This window comes from Streptococcus parasanguinis, from assembly GCF_001578955.1.
GTDB classification, from domain to species: Bacteria; Bacillota; Bacilli; order Lactobacillales; family Streptococcaceae; genus Streptococcus; species Streptococcus parasanguinis_U.
Genome location: NZ_KQ969689.1, coordinates 23,306 through 42,001 on the forward strand (window position 1 = coordinate 23,306; position 18,696 = coordinate 42,001).

Below are 18,696 nucleotides of genomic sequence, written 5' to 3' on the forward strand. Positions count from 1 at the left end.
GTGAATTTACAGACCAAGAAACTCGCCTTATGAACTATACCCACTTATGGCAACGAGGAAACATCTGGATTTTTGATTTCTTTGATAAGTCTGTGACAAATGATTACCAAACTTGTCTTCAACTATCTGGTCAAGGATGCCGTGAGTTAGAATTGCTACTAGAAGATAAGGGAATTACTTGGCAGATTTTTCTTCAAAACATTCTTTATTCCTATGAGGATGTTCGGGTGAAACGTCTCGATATCGCTCTAGATGAACTCTATAAAGGCTACGGTCACGAGGACGAACAAATTCAAATTCCAAAACTGATTGAGAAGCTCTATTCCAAAGAGATTGTTCTAGATACGATCAAGAAATGGAATATCACGGGTGGTGGATCTTTCACAGATAATGAAGACATGGAAGCTAATCACGGCTTGTCCATTTATTTTGGGAGCCGTCAAAGTCAACTCTACTTCAACTTTTATGAAAAGCGCTATGAAATTGCTCGAATGGAAAACATCTCCTTGGACGAATCCTTGGAGATTTTTGGTATCTGGAATCGCTATGAACTCCGCTTTTCAGATCAGAAAGCTCAAGGCATTGTAGAGGAATACATCAACGGTGTAGACCTCGGAGAAATCGCTAGAGGCATCATAAACAAAGAAATCCAAGTCTATGATGGCCTCACTCGCTTTGGAGCCTATAAACCTGATGAAAAATGGCAAAAACTCTTTGGAGGAGTCGAACCCTTAAAACTTTCAACTAACCCACAGCCTTACAGTATTGAGCGAACGATTCGCTGGCTGACCTATCAAGTTGCGAACTCTCTTGCACTAGTCACTGAAGCAGACAAGATCCTCCAAACAGAATACATGAAAATGATTCAGAATAGCGGAGAAATCACTGATCGAGGAAAAGCCATGTTACGACTTCTCAAAGCCAATAAACACTATGAACACTAGAAAGGAAAAACTATATGGAATACAAAGTTCAAATCAATTCACTAGACAACTTTAAAGCCTGGTCTGGTGGACTAACCACCTTGAATACTGTCCGTGAACGTGGTGGAGTAGATACCCTAACCGTCATTTGTGAAGATATCTTCTCTGGTGATACTCCAACAGAAGGACAAATCAATGACTGGCTCTGGTTTGATTCAGATTTTATCTACCAAGCTCTAGGCTACGATGATCTGCTTGAGGCTTCTTAAGATGCTAAAGAAGATTTATCAAGCTGACTTCTTACTTCTTCCAGAACAAGAGTTCTGGCATATGTACATCCTCTTACGAAAAGGCAAGGAATTCTACTATGAATGTGCAGGCAGATGCACAGAAGATCTTCCAGATAGTAGAGGGTTTTATAATTATGAACATGCCTGTTTCACGCTAGATGGTCAAGTATTGAGCGTAAATAAAAAAATGCGCCCCTCACTCATTACTTATATCCAAAAGACCATCAAAGACAATCAAGAAACATTTAGAAAGGAAATTGAAATGGCTACTAAAACTATTTTTGAAAAGAAAGTCTCTCAAGTCACGAATGAACTGGGAGAATTACTTAAAAAGAAGGATCATAGAGAGGCTTGGACCAAGGCTGGAGAATTAAATAGTCTCCTTAAAAAAGAAGAAGCCAAGGATCTAAAACCTGACTTGATCGAACAACTCCAGACTGAGCTTCGAGGCTACTATTACATTAATGGCGAGATCGAAAAAGCCAATAAGCGCCTCTACGCAAAAGGCTCAAAGCTCATTGAACTCGCTGCTCTCTAAAAGGAGGATCTATGGATAAAGCCAAACGCTACTTGCTTCAAGCAAAAGAATATCTCTCACACTTTAAAAAGGTGGAGAAAAAAGGAGGCCCACCAAAGCTAAAAGTCACCAATAAAAAGACCGTCAATATCGCAGTCATAGGAGGAATTTCTTTCCTCCTTTTTGTTGGTTTCTTGGGATCTATCCGTGCTATCACACTCTCAAATAAGGTAAGTACACTACAAGCCCAAGTAGAATCCACCCAAAAGCAACAGACACAGCCTATGGAGTCGAGTAGAAAATATGACTATAAACTCCAGTATTACTTGAATGACTACGTCTATGCCTATTTCACTCTTCCACAAGAAAGCGATAAACAAAAAGCTCAAGTTGACTACTTAAATAAATTTTACAATTTCATCCCTGATGTAAAATCTCAAGGGCAAGTTCGAAATCCCAGCTCACTTGTCTATTCTCAGTTAGTGACTGTAGAAGGGAAAGTTGCGACCTATAAGGTTAAATACAAGGAAAGCATCCATCGGGATAACAACACAGAAGAAAAAGAAATTGTGACAGGTTTCAATATTCCTTTTGATGAAAAAGATGGAAAATATTACGTTTCTGGCCTTCCTTGGTTTTCTGCCATTGAATCCTCACAAGCTGGACACTTTAGCGAAGATGATAAGCTCCAACTCACTGCCAATGATCATTTTTCAGACAGCGAGCGAAAGAAAGTAGAGAAATTCCTCAAGATTTTCTTTACCAACTACACCACAAGCCAAGATAATCTTAATCTGATTGCTAAAAATGTGGATATCATCTCAAATAGCACTTTCAAAACGATCGACTACACTTATCTTAAACAGGACGGTAATGATCTAATTGCTTATGTCCAAGCTACTTTTGAAGTTGGAGGCACCACTCACTCAGAAAACTTCACCTTTACTCTCTCAGAAAAAGAAAAGACCTACTATGTCTCAAAACTTGAACACACCATTCCACTAAATTATGCAAATGATAAAGAATAGGAGAACTCTATGAATACAAACAATCTACGAACCTTCCTTCAGGGAGATGGAATTTGGATCCTAACAGCCATTGCCGTTCTCTTAGCGATCAAGGCTTGGCGGAATAGCTCTTGGCTTCAACTATTTTCAGTCGTTGGTTTCTATGCCGTTATTGTTTCGATTGCGAAAGGACAAGATATCCTAAAAGCAGTCGGCTGGTTCCTACGACTCTTCGGTATTGAATCAGGACTCTAAGTATGAATGAAGAAAGACTTTATGATTACAGTAAGGGCCTAAATGCTCCTTATTGGATCCAAGAAATTAAGACAAAAAAGGGCACTCGACTATGGTACTTTGCGACACCTATGCAGTTGTCCTTTTTCATTGTTTTTATCATCGTCTTTGTGGCCATGTTACTCTTTGGAGGATTTATCTTTGTGCCACTCGCAAAAATTACTCACTCAATTTCTCTCTTGCTCTATTGGTATCTCCCTTACAAACTGGCCAAATTTTATACTGAATACGAGCCTCACGGTAAAAAGATGCACGTCTTTATCGGAGATTACCTGATTTACTTCTGGGATTTTAAGCTAAACAAAAAAGCTATCTACCACGAAGATCGAATAGAGCCTGTAGAAGAAATTGTCTTTGAAAAAACAAATCTATAGAAAAGGAGGACCTATGAGTATTACTTTAACTTATCCTATTAGGGAAACACATGAAAATCTAGCTCTCAAAAAAGATCAAACCGTCGTTGCGTATTACCGTATTCCAAACACTCCCATCACGATTACAGATGATGAAAAAAAGGGCAAACACAAAATTACGGTTGCTCAAATGATGAAGAAGCTCCAGAAAAACAAGTTCTTTGAAATATCTCTGATCCCTAAAGACTATCTCTTAGAAGAGAAAATGCGGGACTTTTCAGATGCTCTAGCAGATGACAGTCGTGAACTAGGAGAAGAACTACTTCTTTACACCGTTGATCGTCTAACAGATGAAATGGAGATTCCTTATCAGTTTGACTGGGTCGTGGGAGTGACTTTACGCAAACAAAATCATGGAGCTACCGTCAAAGACTTGGCCTATGAGAGCTTTAATGAGTTCACTGAAAAAATCGCAAAGGGTCTTGGCTATGAATATGAATTAAGTCCCACTTGGTATGAAGACTATAAAAGTGATGAATTCACTATTTTTCAAGCTTTCTCCGTCCTTCGGGCAAAACGTTTATCCAATGAAGAACTCTTTTATTACCAGCGGATGCAATACCTCCGCTATATCCCTCACTACAAGAAAGAGGTGCTAGCTAATCGTGCTCAGTTCAATATCACGGATACCTTGATCAAAGTCCTAAAAGGTGGCTTCCTCAAGCTAGAAAGCCCTTATGGATCTTCCTTTGTGACGATTCTTCCTGTAGGTAAATTTCCTGTTCAATTCAACGGCTTTCACCTAGGCGAATTTATCCAACGTTTGAACTTTCCCGTAGAGCTACGAATCAAGGCAGAATTTATTGATACTGGTAAAATCAAGGGGCGAATGGGACGCTCGAATACACGTTACAGAAACATCATGGAAGAGGCAGAAAATACTGATACTGTCCAACAAGACGAGATCATCATGGGCTCTATCTCCCTAAAGGACTTAATGAAGAAAGTCGGAAACAAGGAAGATATCATCGAATATGGAGCCTATCTGATTGTCTCTGCTTCTAGTGTGAACCAACTCCGTCAAAGACGGCAAGTGGTTTTGAACTACTTTGATGATATGGGCGTTGAAATCAGTGAGGCCTCTCAAGACGGACCTTATCTCTTTCAAGCCCTGCTCTATGGAGAAAACCTCCAAAAGAAAACTCGCACCTGGACACATATGGTCACAGCTCGTGGATTTTCAGAACTCATGCCCTTCACCAATACCTCTTCTGGAAACCGTATCGGTTGGTATATCGGCCGAGTAGATAACTGGACAGGGCGTTGGGACAATATTGAGAAAGCTATTGATTCCTCAAAGAATATTGTACTCTACAATGCGACAGTGGGAAATAAGGAAGATATCGCTGGAAAGATTACCAAGAACCCGCATATCATCATTACGGGTGCAACAGGACAAGGAAAATCCTTTCTCGCCCAGATCATCTTTTTAAGTGTGGCTTTACAAAATGTTAAAACCCTTTATATCGACCCTAAACGTGAACTTAGAAACCACTACCAAGAAGTGATTAACTCGCCTGAATTCGCACGTCTCTATCCTGAACGCAAGAAACAGATTGAGAACTTTAACTTTGTGACACTGGATAGCTCACTACCATCAAACCATGGAGTCTTAGATCCTATTGTCGTTCTAGATAAAGAACAAGCTGTAGAGGTCGCAAAAAACATGCTTGAGTTTTTACTACAAGCCGTAGATGATGTTACGATGGATCAGAAAACAGCTATCACAGAAGCTATTAATGCGATTGTAGAAAAACGGGTCGCTGGTGAGAGAGTCGGCTTTAAACATGTCCTAAAAGTGCTTAGAGACTCCACTTCCTCTGAAATTGCTTCGGTTGGTCGTTATCTGACTTCAATTGTCACAAACTCTATCTTGGAACTAGCCTTTTCAGATGGGACCACTCAAGGCCTTAACTATGAATCACGAGTGACCATCCTAGAGGTCAATAACCTCAAACTACCAAAGGATGATTCCACAAAAATTTCAGATCATGAACGCAACTCTATTGCCCTCATGTTTGCGCTGGGTGCCTTCTGTACCCACTTTGGAGAACGAAATGAAAATGAAGATACCATTGAGTTCTTTGACGAAGCATGGATTCTTATGAAGTCTGCAGAAGGAAAAGCCGTTATCAAAAATATGCGTCGGATTGGGCGCTCCAAAAATAATACCTTGGCACTGATTACGCAATCTGTACATGATGCAGAAAATGACGATGATACAACTGGATTTGGGACTATTTTTGCTTTTTATGAAAAGTCTGAACGAGAAGATATCCTAAAACATGTCAATCTAGAAGTCACTGAAAACAATCTCGAATGGATTGATAATATGATCTCTGGTCAATGCCTATACTATGACGTCTATGGCAATCTCAATATGATTTCCGTACACAACATCTTTGAAGATATTGATATGCTTCTAAAACCTATGAAAGCTACGGTATCATCAAGCCTTGAAAATAAATACGCTAGTTAGGAGGTGAACCCATGCAAGAAGCTTTTGACAAACTAAGAGGAGTCGATATCTTCTCTCTCAAGTCCTATATGGAGCCTACTGGGTTCGCTTCCTTTAACGGGGCTTGGGTTCTGATTAATGAGCTTTTCGTCAACTTCTTCTTTTTCATTCTAAACGCAGTGGTGGGCTTCTTTTCTTTGCTGATTCGAATTCTTGAAAAAATTGATCTCTACTCTAGCTATAAGAACTATGTATTTAATGGAGCAATGAATATCTGGAAAGGATTTATCGGTTCAAATGGAAGTGGAGTTGCCAAGAACTCACTTGTTTCAATGTTGCTTCTGATCTTAGCTTTCTACCTTTTTTACCAATATTTCTTTTCCAAAGGATCCTTTTCAAGAACACTCCTTCATGTTTTTCTAGTTCTCATCCTTGGCTTTGGTTACTTTGGAACAGTTGCAGGGACCTCTGGTGGTCTTTATCTGCTTGATACAATCAATAATGTCTCTAAAGAGGTCACTAAAAATATCACTCATATTAAAGTAGAATATGGAAAAAATAAGACGATCAAAATCGGTGATTCCATGGCAGATAGTTATATAGCAGAAACCTCTTATAAAGCCTATGTCTTTGTCAATACTGGCCAAGAAAATGGTAAATATAAGAATAGCCAAAATGGAAAACAAGAAACTTTTGACGATAGTAAGGTATTAGGAACAGGCGATAAAAATGGAAACTTTACAGCGGTTAAATCCAAAGACCGTTCTAAATATCTAGATGAACTAGGCAATGGAGCTAATGAAGATGGCGAAAAGAACCGTTGGGTTTCGGCAATGCCTGATTTCATCTTTACTCGTATGTTTTATGTCATTTTTAAAATTTTTGACGCTTTTGTATTAGCAATACCAGTTATTTTGATTCAAATGTTAAATGTCATTGCTCAGACACTCGTTCTGATGATGATCCTGCTCTTTCCAATTGTGCTATTAATGTCTTTTGTGCCAAGAATGCAGGATCTGATTTTTGGAGTCTTGAAAGTCATGTTTGGTGGGTTACTTTTCCCAGCTATCACAAGTCTATTAACTCTATTAGTTTTCTATATTGAGAAAATGATCGAAAACATTATCATTACAGGCTTTGATGGCATTCTTAAAACACTCCCATCCTTGATTATCTTTGGCCTTGTTTTTAAACTACTCATTTCAGTCGTCTCAAAGGGACTCGTATATTTCTTTCTATGGAAATACAAAGCTGAACTGATCCAATTCATTCTTGGATCCAAAGCTCGAATGGTTGCGAATGATATTGGAAACAAAGTTGAAAAAGGGGTCACAAAGACCAGAGAGGTAGCTTCACAAGTACCATCGAGAAGTCTTTCATCTGCTCAACATCTTGGGAATTTTGCCTTAGCAGGTGCTGGTTTCGGAGCCGGAATGGTGATGAATGCCAAAAGTCACTTCCAAAATGTTGGTTCTTTCTTTACCAATAAAGAATCAGAGCACCAACCTGATGAAGTGCTCCCAACAGAAACACTTGAGACTCCAATAAGTCCAGATGCTCCAGAACCAAACATTCCGAAAACAAAGCCAACGCTAGAAGGGATTAAACCAGTTGAAGAAAAAACACTACAAACTCCTTCAATGGAATCCCCAATCACGGTGGAGCCAACACCAAGTTCAAACGAGGAATTTCAAACTCTTAAAGAAGAATGGATTTCTCCATTTAAACAGCTCCGCATTAATAGTATTGAGCACAAATTAGAGGAATATAAAGATCCTCAATCCATGTACAAAGCCCAAGGATCGAATGCCTTCACTCGTGCTTACAGAAAGACCATGACACGAGATGATAAATTGAGAGCCAATATTGTACGAAGAGACCGATTAACAGAACGCTTAAGACAACTTAGAGGAGAATGATATGAATACCAAAATACGCTCAAGAACTGCTTTTTCAAGAGTTCTTGAAGAAACTCTTTATCAGGCCTACCAAGAAGGAAAACGCTCAGTCGATTTCCTTCTTTTATTTCCAGTCTCAGAACAAGAAAGAGACCAAATCATCCTACAAACTAAGTCCTATTCAGTCGTTTTAGATGCTAAATGGCGTTTTGGGACTGTTTTGTTCACTGCTTATATAAGACATTAACTAGAAAGGAGATTCGATGAAAAAACTAAAATGGTTTCTATTAGCTGGTCTCATTCCTCTCTTTCTACCGGTCCTCATTATCATTATCCTAATGGGGGCTGTCGGAGGTGGTGGAACGAATGGCTCACCCCAATCCCAAAATGGAGTGACTTATGCGGATCACTGGTCAGATGGAGATCCCTATACTCACAACCTACTGGTTCATCGCTTCGGTATCACGGCAGAGCAATTAGATGGCTTTTTAGATACGTTAGGAATCTCCTATGATAAGAACCGAATTAATGGGAAAAAGCTCCTCGAATGGGAAGCTAAATCTAATCTTGATGTCCGTGGAATCGTTGCGATCGCACTGAATGAAAGTTCCCTTGGAACTGCTGGGGTAGCCACTAATCCTGGAGCCAATATGTTTGGTTTTGGGGCATATGACTCCAATCCAGAATATGCCAATAACTTTAATGATGAGGTTGCGGTTGTCGGACTAACCCAACAAACCATCATTGGAAATAAAAACCAAACTTTCAAAATTCAAGATGACAAGGCTAAAAAGTTTGCGAATGGAACGCTCAATCCAGCAACTGATGGCGGGGTCTATTTCACAGATACCACAGGATCAGGAAAAAGACGTGCAGAAACCATGCAAAAACTGGATGCCTTCATTGATGAACATGGAGGAACACCAAAAGCTCCCGAACAAACCACAGGAAAGACTAGAGATGGTGGAGGAGTAACTTCAAATGATATACCGGTAGGTTACAGTCTGACAACAGCTATTGATACCACTGGCTATATTACAAGCACTTATCCATGGGGACAATGTACCTGGTATGTCTTCAACCGTGGAAAACAAGTCGGAGTCAACTTTGATCCATTTATGGGAAATGGTGGACAATGGATGAATAAGCCAGGTTTCACAACAACCCATACACCAACAGAACACTCTGCTCTATCGTTTAGCCCTGGACAAGCTGGAGCTGATCCAATATACGGACACATTTCATTTGTGGAACAGGTCAAATCAGATGGTTCAATTCTCGTCTCAGAGTGTAATGTAAAAGGGTTGGGTATCATTAGTTACCGCACATTTGATGCAGAAACTGCCAAACAATTCACCTATGTTATTGGACATTAGAAAGGAATAGATATAGATGATTCAAGTTGTAGATAAAAATGATTTAATGGAATTGATTGGATATTCTGAAACTCAAGCTAGTAAATTAATACGAAAGGCTAAGAGCCAGCTTGTACAAGAAGGATTTGAATGGTATAAGAACAAACGTATTGGCCGTGTACCAATTATTACAGTTGAATCCATTCTTGGTTTTCAAATACAATTAAAAAATGATATAATTGAAGGGAACCTTCAAAGCGCTGTCATGACTGAAGGAGAAAAATAGCATGGCGGTAATTAAACAGGACGATGGACTGTGGCTAGTTGATATTAGTGATGGTAAAAGTTCCTTAACTGGCAAACGTAAACGACATCGGAAATCTAATTTTTTAACGAAAAAAGAAGCAGAGGAATATGAGGCTTATTACCGTATCCATAAGTTAAATCAGATACAGAATACACAAAAACTCACTATTTCCTCTCTTTATGTAATGTTAAAAGAAGAAGATGAGCTTCGTGGAAATAAAAAAGGTACAGTAGATACCCAGAAATCATATTATACCCAATATGTATCGCGATTCTTTGAAAATGCTGATATGTCTTCAGTTACCATTCAAGATGTAAAAAAATATCGAGATTGGTTAATTGAAAAGCCAAGTGTAAAAGGTGGGACACTTACACCAACGCATATTAACCAACAAATGATTTTTGTTCATAAGTTGTTTGATATTGCTATTTCGAAAGGATTTAGACAGGATAATCCATGTGATGCTATTCGGAAACTTCCAGAAAAGCATAAAGAAATGTCTTATTATACTCCTGAACAATTCAAGGAGTTTGAATCTTATTTTGAAGAAAGTGAGTATCCTTTTAAACTTTTATATCGTGTACTCATGTTTACGGGAATTCGTATGGGGGAGGCACTTGCCTTAACTTGGAAAGATGTTTTTCTTGACGAGGGATATATTAAGATCCGTAAGTCAGCCTATTATCGCAATGGAAAAACACATATTGGATCTGTGAAGACAACTCAATCAAATAGAGAAATCTACATCCATAAAGCTTTTGTGGATGAGTTGAGAACTTGGAAGTCAGTACAAAGTCAGAGGTTGTCTAAGCTGACTGATTCAACAGATGATTTGCAAATTTTCCAATTTTCAGGGGAGCCTATGACTGCTCCGAATGTCTCTAACTTTAGAGCAGCATTCAAGAAACGATTGCCAGAAGACTTCAAATTGATTCGAAACCATGATTTTAGACATTCACATGTAGCCTTTTTAATTAATCAGGGATTGAGGAGAGGAGAAGGAAAGGATTATATCTTTTTCACTCTGATGAAACGACTAGGACATAGTTCTATCAATACAACAATAAATATCTACTCACATTTGTTCCCATCACAACAAAAAGAAGTCGCTAAAGCCTTTGACGATTTTTAGAAAAATGGGCAGAAGTGGGCAGTGAAAATTAAGCAACAGGGTCTAAACCCTTGATACGAAAGGAATCTAGAAAACAATATGATGAATATGCAAAATATGATGAAGCAAGCTCAAAAATTGCAAAAGCAAATGGAGCAAAGCCAAGCAGAATTAGCTGCAACTCAATTTGTAGGGAAATCTGCTCAGGACTTGGTTGTTGCAACCCTGACAGGCGATAAAAAGGTCGTTTCCATCGATTTCAACGCCGCAGTGGTTGACCCAGAAGATACAGAAACGCTTTCTGATATGACGGTGCAAGCCATCAATGCCGCCATTGAAGAAATTGATGCGGCAACTAAGAAAAAACTCGGTGCGTTCGCAGGGAAATTGCCATTTTAAGCAAAGTAAGTTTTCATCAACTAAAAAGAGGCTGGGACAAAAGTCCTAGCCTCTTCTTGTTTTTGGATTGTCGAGCAAGACGCAGTGGTTGAGTGGGCTCTACTAAGCTGAATTCATCAGCTTTTACAGCCCTACTCAACTGTGCGGAGGTGGGACGACGAAATCGAATTCTAACGAATTACCGATTTCTGTCCCACTCTCTCTTTTTATTCATCAAAAAAACTGGATAAGTCCAAGCCTCCAAAGGGGTTGGTGGAGAAGTTCTCTTGCTCTTCAAGCAGGGTACGGCCTTGATCAAATTCGAGGAATTGTTCGTAGACAAGAGCTGTCATGCGGGCATCTTCTAAGCTATCATGTGATTTTCCTGCAACTCCCAAAAATTCTGCAACGGTGTGGAGTTGGAGATTTTTAATGCCATGAAGGTCAGATGGACGGCGTTCGAAGGCTTGGTCAAAGACATCGACAGCGTACTGGTCTTCTAAATCCAAGCCATTTTCAAGTAGGATGGGAAGGTCGCTCTTTTTGGCATTGTATCCAATCAAGGGGCGGTCTCCAACGAAGGCCTTGAATTCGCCGAGGACCTGCTCTAGTTGTGGAGCATTTTGGATCTTGTCCTGGGTTATGCCAGTGAGGCCGTTAATAAAGCTTTTTAGAGGCTTATCGGTGTAAACGTAGGAGTCGTAGTGATCGACTTCTTTACCGTCAGTAAAACGTACGGCAGACACCTGGATAATCTGATAGGCACCTTCGTATTGGTTAAATTCGAGGTCAAAGGCGATATAATCTTCTAATGTTTTCATGGGAAATCTCCTGTGGTAGAAAAGAAAAGGGACTGGTAGGATCCAGCCCCGGATTATCGACGGAAAACGCGTGCCCAGAAACCTTTGCTTTCTTGCTCTTGAACTTTTTCATTGGCTTGTTCGAGTTCAAGTTTCAAGGTATCGCGGTCGTTCATTGCTTGTAAAGTCAATTGTTGTTGTTGGTCCAATTGCTTGTCTTTTTCAGCAATTTGAACGTCTTTCACGCGCAACTGCTCATCTTTTTTAGCGAGTTGCTCGTCTTTGGCTTTGAGTTGCTCATAGAGACGGACGATTTCAGCATTTTTTTCATCTACCAAAATTTCCATCAATTCGCGTTGCTTCACATCATCGCTGACTGGCTCATCTTCAAAAATAGTTTTTTTGTAGATTTCTTCGAGCTTGATCAAGCCACTACGGGTTACAACGGTAACCCCTTTTTCGTTTTTTTGGGTATCTTCTGGAGCCAGCGCCTTGACACGGTTATTGACCGCCTGGCGGCTGACTCCTAAAATTTCAGCAATTTCGCTGACAGTTTTTTCAATCGCCATAACTTCCTCTAATATCTTTTCTATGAAATACTCTATTAGATAGTAACATAAGTAGGCTAAGCTGTCAAATGAAGCAAAGAGAGGACAAGCCTTGAGACCACGATTAGCGGGTCTCTGTCATTTCAGGAAGATGGAGGCTGGATTGTGCTAAATCAATGGTCAGTTGGTAATCGGTTTGATCGCGAACAGTGATTTCAAAGTCTGTCGTGTAAAGGACCAGGCGAAGGGTCGCTCCTTTTTCGAGCTTGTAGATGGTTGGTTGAAGATCAAAGTCAAATTCCATCCACTCGCCTGGCGTCACGGCCTCAACCTCTAAGAGATCATGACGATTTTGGAGGTTGAGATAACCTTTCGAAATGACTCGTTGGCCAGCTTCTTTGAAAGGCAACTCAGTCAAATTGTCGAGCATATGGTAGCGACCGTTATCCAGCGTACGGACCGACAAGACAGCAGGATAGGGTTGGAGGTATTTCTTGCTTCCAAGCTCTAAGAGTTGTGCTGAAAGCAGGCCTTTATTGGTGCTGGAGTGAAGTCGCAGGTGAAGGCGAGCTTTTCCGTTGAGGTGCAGGTCTTCTTCGATTGGAAGATCGATGGTCACCTGTTGAGCCTTGTCTTGGTAGAGATCGCTTAAGAAGGTTGGATAAGCCTTGCCATAGCGCTCGTAATCTTCTGTCGCATAGCGGTTTTGGATGACTTTTTCACCGTCTCCGAGTAGGAAGGTCCGCTGACTTGTTTGGTTGCCAAAATCATCCAAGGAAGTCCAACTTTGTTCTCCTGTATTGTCCTGCCAGATGACAGTAGGCAATTCATAGCTTGAATCGTAGCCCAGCAATTTTTTAGAGAGAAGGGCGTTCATGCTCTCACGGAAGTCAATGGATTGCCAGTTGTTGAGGTAGACATGGGCACCATTGTGGTAGAAGAGGTGTTTCTTGATGCTTGCTGGAAGGGCTTGGAACATGTTAAAGACGTGAAGCGGTTTGACGTTCCAGTCTTGGGAACCATGGGTAAAGACCACCTCTGCTTGGACTTGATCAGCATGTAAGAGATAATTGCGATCGTGCCAGAATTGATTGTAGTCTCCAGTTTTACGATCCAATTGCTTCTTAACCTCTTCCAAGTCAGCGACATGGGCTGCATGGTGGCGGAGATAGTCTCCAGCCCGAAGAGCGCGGGAGTAGGTCAATTCAGCAAGCGAATCAAAATCTTCACCTGGATAGCCACCAGGACTTGTCACGAGGCCGTTTTCGCGGTAGTAGTTGTACCAAGAAGAGATCCCAGCCTCTGCAATGATGACTTCAAGACCGTCCACACCTGTGGTCGCAAGGCCGTTAGACATGGTTCCAAGGTAAGAGATCCCGGTGGTTGCGACCTTTCCATTAGACCAATCAGCTTTGACTTGGCGTTTGCGTGTGTGATCTGTAAAGGCCCGGCAACGGCCATTGAGCCAGTCGATAACGTTCTTGTAGGCTTCGATTTGTTGGTAATTTCCATTGGTCATCAAGCCTTGCGAATCTTTTGTCCCCACTCCAGATACGTAGAGATTAGCGTAGCCGCGTGGAAGGAGGTAGTCGTTGAGGGTATAGCTGGAATTGATATGGGTGAGAGTTTCTTCAGCTTCATCGACTAGCTCAGCTGAACCGACAGGATCCACCAATTCTAATTGAGGTACTTCTACTTGAATGGTATGAGGTTCTTTGACCTCGAGGTCGACATTCATATTGTAGAGGGCCTTGTCGCTGGCCTTATCGTTGGTCCCTTGGTGATAAGGACTTGCGGTCATAACAGCTGGAATCTTGCCTTCATAGCGAGGACGGATAATGCTGACCTTGACCAAGTCTGGCAGACCATCTTTGTCGGTATCGACCCGACTTTCCACATAGACGACCTCGCGGATGGCATCATGGCTCGTAAAGGTTGCGAGGCTCTTGCCGTTAAAATAGTGATACTGGTTATCTTCAGGAATCAAGCCATCGCTGACCAACTGATCGATGAGTAAATTTCCTTTTACTGTTCGAGTATTGAGAAGGTGATAGAGGTTTTCTACCAAGTTTCCATACTCAATCGGAAATTGGACTTCTTTCAAGAAGCTATCCGTATCTTCAAAATCAATAAAATAGCGGAAACCGAGTAATTGGAGGGCTACTGTGTAAAAAATGTTCGGAGACCATTCGCAGTCAGATTGGATATACGTTAAAAAGTCTGTTTTAGAATCCACCACTAGGTTAGAGAGGGGATAATCTGTATCTTTATAGGTGAAGTAAACCTTGCGGACAAACCATTCAAACAGTTCTTTTTCTGGGAGGTGGGTGGGAAGGTCAAACCCAATTTCTTTTAGTTCCTTAAGAATGTCTTTTTGGTCAACAGATAGATAGCTATATTGATTGTATTTCATAGACTGCTCCTTTTATCAGTTTCTTTTTTCTTTACTTCTTATATTATACTTGATAAAATAGTATTTGTCTAAAGACCTTTCGTCTATAAGGAGAAGGAATATTGAAAAAAATATCTTTTGAACAAGTTGCAAGAAGACGGACCTTATTGTTTGGGGTTCTTGCCGTCATTTTTGGGATTCTCATTTTTCGAAACGGCGTTGGTTTCACCAAATTTTCCTTGGATCTATTAGCCATTTACTTTTTAGTTGATGGACTAGGAAGCTTTCTTCTTCGCTTTTTGTTACGTAGCAAGTCTATTTCCTATAGCCACTCTATTTGGTTTATTTTTCTTTCACTTGCGTTGATCTGGTTGAATCGACTGAGTAGTCTGCCCGTAAACTTAGTTGTGATTTGTTTAGGGGCATATCAGTTGGGGAGTGCCATTGTCTATGGGATCACATTTTGGCTTTATAAGGCCAATCGGGTAAAAGGAGGCTGGCTCTATTTATGGGATGCGCTTTTAAACGGTGGGCTTGGTCTAGCAACTGTCTTGGAACCTGGTTCAGATGGGCACTTCCAATTTATCCTCTTGGGGGCTTATCTGGTCTTGTTGGGGATTTCTAATATTCGAGATGGTATTTTATTTGACAAAGACCAACAAGGCCAAGAGTTAAAACGTCGCTTTCGTATTAGCCTACCGGTTATCTTTGCAGCCTTTATCCCTGCTAAGGAGTTAAAACGGTTTAACCAGTTTCTTCAAAAAGGGAGCTCGGCGGGACACACAGGCCCTTATCGATTGGTGAAAAAAGAAGAAGAGGCAAGGGAATTAGAAATTTTGGTTCATACTTCTGACAGCAACTTATTTGGAGCGATTGGGCATGTAGATATTTGTTATCAGGGGAAGGTCATTTCTTACGGAAGTTACGATCCCTTTTCAGAGCGTCTATTTGGGACGATTGGGGATGGCGTACTGTTTAAAGTGGATAAGGAACCATACATCGAACTATGTAAAAAAGAGAGTCAAAAGACGCTGTTTGGCTACAGCCTATCCCTTACCGAAGAAGAGAATCAGGCAGTAGAGAAGCGTCTAGCTGAAATTGATCAGTTGTTAGAACCTTGGGATCCACCTAGGAGGTTACTGGAAGACGGTCAGCCGACCTACGCTTACAAATTGAAATATGATTTAGGGGCTGAGCTATATAAATTTACTTCTTCGCGTTTTAAATCTTACTTTGTTCTGTCTACTAATTGCTGCCTGTTAGCAGATTCCATTGTGGGACAGGCAGGAACGGCTGTATTAGATGTGCGTGGAGTGATTGCACCAGGGACCTATCAGGATTACTTAGAATACGAATTTGAAGCTCCAAACGGGCGGGTCCATACACGAACAGTATACTAAAAAAAGAAAGACAGATTTTTATTTTTGAAAAATCTGTCTTTTTTGCACAAGATTTCTTGTAAAAAGCCAGAAAATCTTTTACAATAAAAAGTGCTTGGAGGAAAGTATGACAGCAAATCAGATCGTAAGAGTGATCCCAGTCTTGAAAGTGAATAACCGAAATGTCAATCAACGCTTTTATGAAGAGACATTGGGAATGAAAGTATTAGTGGAAGAAGGAGCTCTCCTATCTTTAGGAGATGCCTCAAAAGTAGAGAAAATTGTCTTAGAAGAGTCACCGAGTATGCGTTCGCGTAAGGTCGAAGGTCCAAAGAAATTGGGTCGCATCGTGGTGAAAGTGGCACAAGCTCAAGAAATTGATTATTTGTTGGCCCGCCAGCCAGAAACAAGCGCCCTTTACCAAGGAGCTAATGGTCGCGCCTTTGAAGTTGTGTCTCCTCAAGGAGATACCATTTTCGTGCATGCTGAAGAAAATCTTGAAAGCCTAGAACCGTTGGAGAAAGCGCCTCTTGTTGACGTGCCAGAAGATTTCAAAGGTTTGACCAGCTTTGATGTGGACTTTCTTGAGGTCAATGTGGCCGATTTTGCTGAGGCTGAGAAGTTCTATAGCAACTTGCCAGCTTTGGCCCACTTTATCCATTTGCAGGAAGCTCAAGGAGAAGATCTCCAAGTGGAGAACAAGGTGACTTGGGATTTGAGCATGATCAAGGTCGAATTGGCATCTTTTGATGTGGAAGTCGTGAAAGAACGCTTGGGAGAAACTGTCGATTTTGTGCACCGTAAGGGAACTTTCTTGATTGCCAAAGATCCAAGTCAGATTGAACTCTGGTTTGAAGCCAATCAAGATCAGGTCCATATTTCTTATGAAGAATAAGAATGGAGTGATGAGCGTGAATGCAATCATCGAAAAAATTACCGAACAAATCCAAGAAGGCATCTATCCAGGTGCCTCTCTTGCGCTTTACCGCAAGGGTCAGTGGAGTGAGCACTATCTGGGACTAGCGGATCCTGAAAAAGGAGAGTCAGTAGTGGCTGACCTGGTCTATGATTTGGCCAGTGTCAGTAAGGTCGTCGGAGTCGCTACCATCTGTGCTTTTTTGTATGCGAAAGGGGAGCTTCCGCTCGATCGTCCCTTTAAAGAGTTTTACCCGCGTTTTGCTCATGAGAAGACGACCATCCGGGAACTCTTGACCCATACTTCTGGGCTGGATCCTTTTATCCCCAACCGGGATCAATTGGATGCGAGACAGTTGAAAACAGCTCTTGAAAATTTGCAGTTGAAAGAAGACAAGAGTTTTCATTACACCGACGTCAATTTTCTTCTGCTGGGCTTTTGGTTAGAAGACAGGTTTCACCAGCCCTTGGATCGTTTATTTGAAGAGCTGATCTTTACACCTTGGAAGATGACAGAGACACGGTTTGGACCGGTCGAAAAGGCGGTGCCAACGGTCCGTGGCCTTGCTTCTGGAAGTGTTCATGATCCCAAAGCGAGAGTATTGGGCTGTCATGCGGGAAGTGCTGGTCTTTTTTCAACTGTTGCTGATCTAGAGCGCTTCTTAGAGCATTATCTGAAGGATGATTTTGCGCGTGACTTGTCTCAGAATTTTGCGCGTGAAGAGGGCAAGACCCGCGCTCTCGGATGGAATCTAGAGGGGGACTGGTTAGATCATACGGGCTATACTGGAACCTTCATCATGTACAATCGAAAGAGGCAGGAAGCTGTGATCTTTTTGTCCAACCGGACCTATGAGAAGGACGAACGGGCCCAATGGATCCTCGACCGCAACTCTTTGATGGACTTGATCAAACAAGAATTTGAAAAATAGAAATGGAAGGCTAGGATGATGGATCCTGGCCTTTTACGGTCTGTCCGTGAGAAAGAAACTGGTAGGAGATTCATTTTTGAACTCCGTCTTAGGTTGGATTTCCTTCAAAAGCATCGCTTTTTTGGCTGATTTATATTAAAATAGTAATGACCTTAATAGAGCGAGATGAATATGAACAAAGAGATAGGCGTCGGAAGGGCGCATAGTAAAATTATCTTAATTGGAGAGCATGCGGTGGTCTATGGTTATCCGGCTATTGCGCTGCCACTCCATCATATCGAAGTGACCTGCCAGATCATCCCGGCAGACAGTCCATGGATTTTGTTTGAAGATGACACCTTGTCCATGGCGGTTTTTGCGTCTCTTGAGCACCTTGGGATTCGCGAGGCCCGTATTCGCTGTCGCATTCAGTCCATGGTGCCGGAAAAACGGGGGATGGGATCATCTGCGGCGGTGAGTATCGCAGCTATTCGTGCCGTTTTTGACTATTATCAAGAGAAGCTGGATGATGAGACTTTAGAAATCCTGGTCAATCGAGCAGAAACCATTGCCCATATGAATCCAAGTGGGCTCGATGCCAAGACTTGTTTGAGCGATCAAGCCATTAAATTTATCCGAAATGTCGGCTTTTACCCGCTGGAGCTGGGTATAAAAGCGAGCTTGGTGATTGCGGATACGGGAATTCACGGCAATACCCGTGAGGCGATTCAAAAGGTTGAAGCCAAAGGGCAGGAAGTTTTGTCCCATTTCCATGAGATTGGTCAGTTGACCCAGCAGGT

General features: G+C 41.4%; 20 protein-coding genes. 17 read left to right on the top strand and 3 right to left on the bottom strand.

What is annotated here, in order from left to right; genetic code table 11:
• The 13 genes from SPADD19_RS00120 to SPADD19_RS00180 form a co-directional block, all read left to right on the top strand.
• A partial coding sequence (locus SPADD19_RS00120; RefSeq protein ID WP_164905810.1) for a replication initiation factor domain-containing protein occupies window positions 1-944 on the top strand: 944 nt, incomplete at its 5' end.
• A gap of 14 nt (window positions 945-958) precedes the next feature.
• Window positions 959-1,192 (top strand): hypothetical protein, encoded by a 234-nt coding sequence (locus SPADD19_RS00125; RefSeq protein ID WP_045759896.1) that lies wholly within the window; start codon window positions 959-961, stop codon window positions 1,190-1,192.
• 1 nt (window position 1,193) lies between these two features.
• Complete coding sequence (locus SPADD19_RS00130; RefSeq protein WP_061454876.1) at window positions 1,194-1,751, top strand: hypothetical protein; 558 nt, start codon at window positions 1,194-1,196, stop codon at window positions 1,749-1,751.
• Between the two features lie 11 nt (window positions 1,752-1,762).
• Entirely contained in the window at window positions 1,763-2,758 is a 996-nt protein-coding gene (locus tag SPADD19_RS00135) for a conjugal transfer protein (RefSeq protein ID WP_000356392.1), read from the top strand.
• Between the two features lie 9 nt (window positions 2,759-2,767).
• Window positions 2,768-2,992, top strand: a complete 225-nt coding sequence (locus SPADD19_RS00140; protein ID WP_001095596.1) for a TcpD family membrane protein — start codon at window positions 2,768-2,770, stop codon at window positions 2,990-2,992.
• Between the two features lie 2 nt (window positions 2,993-2,994).
• Complete coding sequence (locus tag SPADD19_RS00145; protein ID WP_006149323.1) at window positions 2,995-3,405, top strand: conjugal transfer protein; 411 nt, start codon at window positions 2,995-2,997, stop codon at window positions 3,403-3,405.
• A 13-nt stretch (window positions 3,406-3,418) separates the two neighbouring features.
• Entirely contained in the window at window positions 3,419-5,923 is a 2,505-nt protein-coding gene (locus SPADD19_RS00150) for an ATP-binding protein (protein ID WP_061454877.1), read from the top strand.
• An 11-nt stretch (window positions 5,924-5,934) separates the two neighbouring features.
• Window positions 5,935-7,821, top strand: a complete 1,887-nt coding sequence (locus tag SPADD19_RS00155) for a phage tail family protein (RefSeq protein WP_061454878.1) — start codon at window positions 5,935-5,937, stop codon at window positions 7,819-7,821.
• 1 nt (window position 7,822) lies between these two features.
• Window positions 7,823-8,047, top strand: coding sequence for a hypothetical protein (locus tag SPADD19_RS00160; RefSeq protein WP_061454879.1), 225 nt, complete (start codon window positions 7,823-7,825; stop codon window positions 8,045-8,047).
• 16 nt (window positions 8,048-8,063) lie between these two features.
• Window positions 8,064-9,176: a CHAP domain-containing protein gene (locus SPADD19_RS00165; RefSeq protein ID WP_061454880.1), complete on the top strand. Its 1,113-nt coding sequence runs from the start codon at window positions 8,064-8,066 to the stop codon at window positions 9,174-9,176.
• 16 nt (window positions 9,177-9,192) lie between these two features.
• Window positions 9,193-9,441: a DUF3173 family protein gene (locus SPADD19_RS00170; protein WP_003005186.1), complete on the top strand. Its 249-nt coding sequence runs from the start codon at window positions 9,193-9,195 to the stop codon at window positions 9,439-9,441.
• A 1-nt stretch (window position 9,442) separates the two neighbouring features.
• Window positions 9,443-10,594: a site-specific integrase gene (locus SPADD19_RS00175; protein ID WP_049474715.1), complete on the top strand. Its 1,152-nt coding sequence runs from the start codon at window positions 9,443-9,445 to the stop codon at window positions 10,592-10,594.
• Window positions 10,595-10,672: 78 nt separating this feature from the next.
• Window positions 10,673-10,972 (top strand): YbaB/EbfC family nucleoid-associated protein, encoded by a 300-nt coding sequence (locus SPADD19_RS00180; protein WP_003005613.1) that lies wholly within the window; start codon window positions 10,673-10,675, stop codon window positions 10,970-10,972.
• Between the two features lie 206 nt (window positions 10,973-11,178).
• Here SPADD19_RS00180 and SPADD19_RS00185 read toward each other — a convergent pair whose 3' ends face one another.
• From SPADD19_RS00185 to SPADD19_RS00195, 3 genes are all read right to left on the bottom strand, one after another.
• On the bottom strand, window positions 11,179-11,772 hold the full coding sequence (locus SPADD19_RS00185) for a 3'-5' exonuclease (protein ID WP_061454881.1): 594 nt from the start codon (window positions 11,770-11,772) through the stop codon (window positions 11,179-11,181).
• Between the two features lie 53 nt (window positions 11,773-11,825).
• Window positions 11,826-12,320, bottom strand: coding sequence for a DUF536 domain-containing protein (locus SPADD19_RS00190; protein ID WP_003008835.1), 495 nt, complete (start codon window positions 12,318-12,320; stop codon window positions 11,826-11,828).
• Window positions 12,321-12,423: 103 nt separating this feature from the next.
• The gene (locus tag SPADD19_RS00195; protein WP_061454882.1) at window positions 12,424-14,712 is read right to left on the bottom strand and encodes a Xaa-Pro dipeptidyl-peptidase; all 2,289 of its coding nucleotides are present in this window, start codon (window positions 14,710-14,712) and stop codon (window positions 12,424-12,426) included.
• Between the two features lie 101 nt (window positions 14,713-14,813).
• Between SPADD19_RS00195 and SPADD19_RS00200 the strand changes: the two genes are divergently transcribed.
• From SPADD19_RS00200 to SPADD19_RS00215, 4 genes are all read left to right on the top strand, one after another.
• Window positions 14,814-16,091, top strand: coding sequence for an HdeD family acid-resistance protein (locus tag SPADD19_RS00200; protein WP_023919173.1), 1,278 nt, complete (start codon window positions 14,814-14,816; stop codon window positions 16,089-16,091).
• A 106-nt stretch (window positions 16,092-16,197) separates the two neighbouring features.
• A complete protein-coding gene (locus SPADD19_RS00205; protein WP_024055030.1) occupies window positions 16,198-16,965 on the top strand; it encodes a CppA N-terminal domain-containing protein in 768 nt (255 codons plus the stop codon).
• Window positions 16,966-16,975: 10 nt separating this feature from the next.
• Window positions 16,976-17,917: a serine hydrolase domain-containing protein gene (locus SPADD19_RS00210; protein ID WP_061454883.1), complete on the top strand. Its 942-nt coding sequence runs from the start codon at window positions 16,976-16,978 to the stop codon at window positions 17,915-17,917.
• 171 nt (window positions 17,918-18,088) lie between these two features.
• Window positions 18,089-18,696, top strand: a 608-nt coding sequence (locus tag SPADD19_RS00215) for a mevalonate kinase family protein (RefSeq protein WP_241496457.1), incomplete at its 3' end; no start/stop codon positions are given.

Coding starts and splice junctions, on each gene's coding strand:
- SPADD19_RS00180 (WP_003005613.1), top strand. CDS start 10,673: ATGATGAATATGCAAAATATGATGAAGCAAGCTCAAAAATTGCAAAAG.
- SPADD19_RS00145 (WP_006149323.1), top strand. CDS start 2,995: ATGAATGAAGAAAGACTTTATGATTACAGTAAGGGCCTAAATGCTCCT.
- SPADD19_RS00155 (WP_061454878.1), top strand. CDS start 5,935: ATGCAAGAAGCTTTTGACAAACTAAGAGGAGTCGATATCTTCTCTCTC.
- SPADD19_RS00205 (WP_024055030.1), top strand. CDS start 16,198: ATGACAGCAAATCAGATCGTAAGAGTGATCCCAGTCTTGAAAGTGAAT.
- SPADD19_RS00165 (WP_061454880.1), top strand. CDS start 8,064: ATGAAAAAACTAAAATGGTTTCTATTAGCTGGTCTCATTCCTCTCTTT.
- SPADD19_RS00130 (WP_061454876.1), top strand. CDS start 1,194: ATGCTAAAGAAGATTTATCAAGCTGACTTCTTACTTCTTCCAGAACAA.
- SPADD19_RS00190 (WP_003008835.1), bottom strand. CDS start 12,320: ATGGCGATTGAAAAAACTGTCAGCGAAATTGCTGAAATTTTAGGAGTC.
- SPADD19_RS00125 (WP_045759896.1), top strand. CDS start 959: ATGGAATACAAAGTTCAAATCAATTCACTAGACAACTTTAAAGCCTGG.
- SPADD19_RS00170 (WP_003005186.1), top strand. CDS start 9,193: ATGATTCAAGTTGTAGATAAAAATGATTTAATGGAATTGATTGGATAT.
- SPADD19_RS00175 (WP_049474715.1), top strand. CDS start 9,443: ATGGCGGTAATTAAACAGGACGATGGACTGTGGCTAGTTGATATTAGT.
- SPADD19_RS00195 (WP_061454882.1), bottom strand. CDS start 14,712: ATGAAATACAATCAATATAGCTATCTATCTGTTGACCAAAAAGACATT.
- SPADD19_RS00135 (WP_000356392.1), top strand. CDS start 1,763: ATGGATAAAGCCAAACGCTACTTGCTTCAAGCAAAAGAATATCTCTCA.
- SPADD19_RS00140 (WP_001095596.1), top strand. CDS start 2,768: ATGAATACAAACAATCTACGAACCTTCCTTCAGGGAGATGGAATTTGG.
- SPADD19_RS00210 (WP_061454883.1), top strand. CDS start 16,976: ATGAGCGTGAATGCAATCATCGAAAAAATTACCGAACAAATCCAAGAA.
- SPADD19_RS00185 (WP_061454881.1), bottom strand. CDS start 11,772: ATGAAAACATTAGAAGATTATATCGCCTTTGACCTCGAATTTAACCAA.
- SPADD19_RS00160 (WP_061454879.1), top strand. CDS start 7,823: ATGAATACCAAAATACGCTCAAGAACTGCTTTTTCAAGAGTTCTTGAA.
- SPADD19_RS00150 (WP_061454877.1), top strand. CDS start 3,419: ATGAGTATTACTTTAACTTATCCTATTAGGGAAACACATGAAAATCTA.